This is a genomic window from Roseomonas sp. TAS13, from assembly GCF_001950415.1.
GTDB classification, from domain to species: domain Bacteria; phylum Pseudomonadota; class Alphaproteobacteria; order Acetobacterales; family Acetobacteraceae; genus Roseomonas; species Roseomonas mucosa.
In genome coordinates this window covers 1-4,188 of record NZ_BDLP01000371.1, presented here as the reverse complement: position 1 = coordinate 4,188, position 4,188 = coordinate 1, and the positions used below count along the sequence as shown (strand labels likewise).

Sequence of the window (4,188 nt, the reverse complement as noted above, 5' to 3'; positions counted from 1 at the left end):
CCACGCGGAGCCAACTCAGGCCCGGGGTCCGGGGACCGGCTTCGGTCCCCGGCGGAGAGGGGGTCCGGCGGGAGAGGCAGAGCCTCTCCCCCGGCGGGCAGCCACGGAGCGCAACGCCCGAACACTCAGGAGACGCCGCCCGCCCTGTCCCCGCCCGCGAGAAAACGCCGCAGCCGTTCCGAGCGTCCGGCGCGGAAGATCTCCGCCGGCGAGCCTTCCTCCTCGACCAGCCCCTGGTGCAGGAAGACGACACGCGAGGAGACGTCACGGGCGAAGCCCATCTCATGCGTGACCACCAGCATGGTGCGCCCTTCCTCCGCCAGGGAGCGCATGACGCGCAGGACCTCACCCACCAGCTCCGGATCGAGGGCCGAGGTCGGCTCGTCGAAGAGCATCACCTCCGGCCGCTGCGCCAGGGCGCGGGCGATGGCGGCGCGCTGCTGCTGACCACCGGAAAGATGCGCCGGGTAGTGGTCGCGCTTGTCGGCGATGCCGACGCGTGCCAGCAGTGCTTCCGCTTCCGCGACGCATTCGGCACGCGGGCGCTTCTGCACATGGACCGGCACTTCGATCAGGTTCTCCAGCACCGTGCGGTGGGACCAGAGGTTGAAGCTCTGGAAAACCATGCCGATGCGCGTGCGCAGGCGGTTCACCTGCCGCATATCCACGGGCCGCGTGCCGTGCCGCGTGTGGCGCAGGGCAATGGCCTCGCCCGTGATGCTGACCTCGCCGCTGTCGGGCACTTCCAGCATGTTGATGCAGCGGAGCATGGTGGACTTGCCGGAACCGGAGGAGCCGAGGATCGACAGCACCTCGCCCCGCCGGGCCTCCAGCGAGATGCCCTTCAGCACCTCCAGCGGGCCGAAGCTCTTGCGCAAATCCCGCAGCCTGACGACGGGCGCGTCGCTCATGCGGTCCCTCCCTTTCCGATGGCCGCCGCCAGGGCCGGGGGCCGCCCGGGGTCCAGCCGGCGCTCCAGGGCATGGACGAGGCGCGTCAGCACGAAGTTGATGACGAGGTAGATGGCCCCGGCCACGGCGAAGACCTCGACCGTGCGGTAGCTCTGCGCGATCAGCTTCGCCGCGATACCGGTGATCTCCATCAGCGTGATGATCGACGCCAGCGAGGTGGCCTTCACCATCAGGATCAGCTCGTTGCCATAGGCCGGCAGGGCCTGGCGCAGCGCCAGCGGCAGCACCACGCGCCGCAGCAGCAGCCAGCGCCCCATTCCGGCGGCGCGTGCGGCCTCCATTTGCCCGCGCTGCACCGAGGCGAGGCCGCCCCGGATGATCTCCCCGCCATAGGCGGCGGTGTTCAGGGTCAGCGCGATCACCGCGCACCAGGTGGGATCGCGCAGCACGGGCCAGAGAAAGGACGTGCGTATCTCGCGGAACTGGCCGAGGCCGTAATAGATGAGGAAAAGCTGCACCAGCAGCGGCGTGCCGCGGAAGACGAAGATGTAGAAGCGCGCCGGCCAGTCCAGCCAGCGCAGGCCGGACCGCCGCATCGCCGCCAGCAGCAGCGCCAGCACGGCGCCGAGGGCGACCGAACTCGCTGCCAGTTGCAGCGTCAGCGGCACCCCGGTCAGCAGGCGCAGGAAGGTGTCGGCGAGGAAGGGAAGATCGAGGGACAGGTCCATCAGCCTCTCCTCAGCCCACGCAGGGCGTGCCGCTCAGCCCGCCGCAATCCCCAGCCGGAGAGCGAGGAGATGACGAGATAGAGGATCGCCGCCCCCAGAAAGAAGCTGAAGGGCTGGCGCGTCGAGCCCGCGCCGATCTGCGCCTGGCGCATCAGCTCCACCACGCCGGTGACGGAGATCAGGGCGGTGTCCTTCAGCACGATCTGCCAGACATTCCCCAGCCCCGGCAGGGCATGGCGCAGCACCAGCGGCGCCACGATGCGGCGCAGGCGCAGCAGCCGCGGCATGCCGGCGGCAAGGGCGGCCTCGATCTCGCCGGCCGGCACGGCGCGGAAGGCACCGCGCAGCACCTCGGTGTGATAGGCGCCGCAGATCACGCCCACCGCCAGCGTGCCGGCGAGGAAGCCGGGCAGGCTGAAGAACCCCCCGGCGCCAAGGAGATGCGCGAGCGGCGTCAGGATGGCGGAGGAGCCGAAATAGAAGAGGTAGATCACCAACAGCTCGGGGATGCCGCGCAGCATCGTCGTGTAGGCATCCGCCAGCGTCCGCAGCAGCCTTCCGCCGCCGAGCTTGGCCCAGGCGCCCAGCGCCCCGATGGCCAGCCCCACCAGAAAGCCGGACAGGGCGACGGCGAGCGTCACCAGGGCGGCCAGCAGCATGGCGGCGCCCCAGCCCTGTGGGCCGAATCCCATCAGATCGAGGAAGCCCGGCGGGTTCATGCGGTTCCTGTCCCCCTGCCGCCCTGTCGCAGCAAGGACCATGCCGCCGGGGAGCGGACAGGCTGGCTTCCGCCCCTGCCGGCCGTGCTCAGGCGATCCGCTCCAGATCCTCCCGCCGCACCGGATGCAGTGGCGCCTCCCCGATCAGGAAGCGCTCGATCCCGGTGAGGCCGAGCGCGGTCATGCGCCAGGGCTTGCTGCCGGAACGGCGTGGACCCTCATCATCGGCTGCCCCCGTATCACCACCAATGCTTCCGCTCCGCCGATCGCAGGGCGCTTTCCAGATCGGGCAGGTCCTGGTGCCAGAGCCGCTCCCATTCCAGGCTCAGCAGCCCGGCATAGCCATCCGCGCGCAGAGCGGCCATCAGCGCCTCCATGGGGAATTCCCCTTCGCCCGGCAGGACGTAGCTGTAGCCGAAGCGTTCGCTCGGCCGCGAAACGCTGTCCTTCACATGGATATGCGCGACATGCGAGCGCAGCATCCGCCACGCCTCGACCGGATGTGCGCCGCCCTTGCGCCAGGTGTGATGGGAATCCCAGAGGATCAGGCACCCCGGCTCCATCTCCAGGAAACGGCGCAGCGTCGCGGGATCGGCCAGCGCGTCATGCGTCTCGACGGCGATCTCCACGTGCCAGCCCCGCTCCCGCCGCAGGTGCCGCCACCAGGACAGCGTCTCCCGCGCCTCCTCCAGCTCCGCCGCATCCCCGATGCGGCCGCCGTCGAAGACGCGCAGGCTGTCCACGCCCATCGCCTCGGCCCAGGGCAAAAAGCGCAGGAAGGCGTCGCGGTCCCCAGGTCCGTTGCCGATCAGGCGCAGCGAGGTGCCGATGGCCGCCACCCGTACCGGTGCCTCCGCCAGCCGTGCCGCGAGGCGCTCCGGACTGCCATAGCGCCGCTCGAACAGGCCGGGCAGTTCTACCGTGCCCTCCAGCGCGCGCAGTTCCACACAAGGAATGCCGTGCCGTGCCGCGAGGGCCAGCACATCCTCCAGCGCCAGCTCCGCGCAGCCCAGCGTGGAAAAGGCGCGCCGCATCGCGGCTTTTCCGGGTGCCGTCATGGCCGGGGCGATGCCCGGTTCGCCAAGGGGCGCCCCGCATCCTCGGGCTCGCCGCAAGGCAGGAGCCGGAAGGCGGACAGCACAGCGCGCCGGGTGATGCAGGATGCCTGCATGACGTTCTCCCTCACGGTTCTGACCGTCTTCTCTCCGGGCCGATGCCCGGCGCGGCCGCCTCCGCCGAGGTAACCGTAGGGTTACCTCCTGGCCTGGTCAATGAAACCCGGGCCGCCCGCGCCCCGCTCCTATCCTGGCCGGAACTGCACCAGCAGCCGCCCGTGCAGGGCCGAGACCCCCACCTGCGCCCGCACGCCGAAGACCGCCTCGATGCGCTCCTCGGTCAGCACAGTCTCCGGCGGCCCGGCGGCGACCACGCGACCGCCCTGCATCAGCGCCACCTCGTCGCAGTACATGGCGGCGAGGTTCAGGTCGTGCAGCGCCACGATGCTGGTCACCGGCAGGCGCGCCACCAGCCGCAGCAGTTCGAGCTGGTGCTTGATATCCAGATGGTTGGTCGGCTCGTCCAGCAGCAGCTCGGTCGGGGCCTGGGCCAGGGCGCGGGCGATCTGCGCGCGCTGGCGCTCGCCGCCGGAGAGGGTCTGCCAGCGCTGTCCGCGCAGCGCCTCCAGCCCCACCTGCCGCAGGGCCGCGCTGACGGCCGCCTCGTCGGCCTCCGTCCAGCCGGAAAGCGGGCCGCGATGCGGCACGCGGCCGAGCCGCACCACGTCGAGCACGGTGACCGGCGCCTCGGTCACCGCATGCTGCTCGACGAAGG

Annotated in this window: 5 protein-coding genes; all 5 read right to left on the bottom strand. The window is 71.0% G+C overall.

Annotated features, from left to right (window positions below; genetic code table 11):
- Window positions 1-125: 125 nt before the first annotated feature.
- A complete protein-coding gene (locus ROTAS13_RS20350) occupies window positions 126-911 on the bottom strand; it encodes an ABC transporter ATP-binding protein (RefSeq protein WP_019463111.1) in 786 nt (261 codons plus the stop codon).
- Window positions 908-1,639, bottom strand: coding sequence for an ABC transporter permease (locus ROTAS13_RS20345; RefSeq protein ID WP_075823244.1), 732 nt, complete (start codon window positions 1,637-1,639; stop codon window positions 908-910). The genes ROTAS13_RS20350 and ROTAS13_RS20345 overlap by 4 nt, the downstream gene beginning before the upstream one ends.
- Window positions 1,639-2,358, bottom strand: coding sequence for an ABC transporter permease (locus tag ROTAS13_RS20340; protein WP_019463113.1), 720 nt, complete (start codon window positions 2,356-2,358; stop codon window positions 1,639-1,641). Before ROTAS13_RS20340 ends, ROTAS13_RS20345 begins: the two co-directional genes overlap by 1 nt.
- A gap of 239 nt (window positions 2,359-2,597) precedes the next feature.
- Window positions 2,598-3,392, bottom strand: coding sequence for a sugar phosphate isomerase/epimerase (locus ROTAS13_RS20335; protein WP_075823243.1), 795 nt, complete (start codon window positions 3,390-3,392; stop codon window positions 2,598-2,600).
- A gap of 266 nt (window positions 3,393-3,658) precedes the next feature.
- Window positions 3,659-4,188: ABC transporter ATP-binding protein (locus ROTAS13_RS20330; RefSeq protein ID WP_075823242.1), on the bottom strand; the 530-nt coding region annotated here is incomplete at its 5' end.

What these genes read in the sequence shown, in the direction of transcription:
- ROTAS13_RS20345 (WP_075823244.1), bottom strand. Translation starts at nt 1,639, where the DNA reads ATGGACCTGTCCCTCGATCTTCCCTTCCTCGCCGACACCTTCCTGCGC.
- ROTAS13_RS20335 (WP_075823243.1), bottom strand. Translation starts at nt 3,392, where the DNA reads ATGCGGCGCGCCTTTTCCACGCTGGGCTGCGCGGAGCTGGCGCTGGAG.
- ROTAS13_RS20340 (WP_019463113.1), bottom strand. Translation starts at nt 2,358, where the DNA reads ATGAACCCGCCGGGCTTCCTCGATCTGATGGGATTCGGCCCACAGGGC.
- ROTAS13_RS20350 (WP_019463111.1), bottom strand. Translation starts at nt 911, where the DNA reads ATGAGCGACGCGCCCGTCGTCAGGCTGCGGGATTTGCGCAAGAGCTTC.